The following is a 363-nucleotide window of genomic DNA, read 5'->3' as shown; positions in this document are numbered from 1 at the left end:
GGACTGGATCCAGCCGATGCCTGCGCTCGTGCGCACCTGCTGCCACGAACCCGAGGTCCGCAACCACTGGATCCTCGTGTTGTTCGAAAGAGTGGCAATCCTCTTACCGGTCGTCTTCGTCGTTTGGAAGACAGGCTGCTTGCCCTTCACCCAACGATAGACGTTCGAAGGACTCGACGTGGTGAGCGAAGACGCCGGAACAAATCCGGTCTTCCCCGAAACCAGCACCTTGGTCCAGGAACCCTTGAGGCCCAGCACTTCGACCTTCGTCTGGCGGTGGATCGAAACCAGATTGGCCGACGAACGATATGCCCGGGACTTCACCGTGGTGAACGACTTGGTGTAGTTGTACACCTTGGCCTT

1 protein-coding gene is annotated in these 363 nt (G+C 58.4%); it reads right to left on the bottom strand.

All coding sequences use genetic code 11. The features are described 5' to 3' along the window. Positions 1-354: SH3 domain-containing protein (locus tag AC6CHY_RS19965; protein WP_498228066.1), on the bottom strand; the 354-nt coding region annotated here is incomplete at its 3' end. Positions 355-363 lie beyond the last annotated feature (9 nt).

It is taken from the genome of Paeniglutamicibacter sp. GQ140 (genome assembly GCF_059759235.1).
Note: the sequence above shows the minus strand (reverse complement) of the source record. Positions and strands in the feature narration are given on the sequence as shown.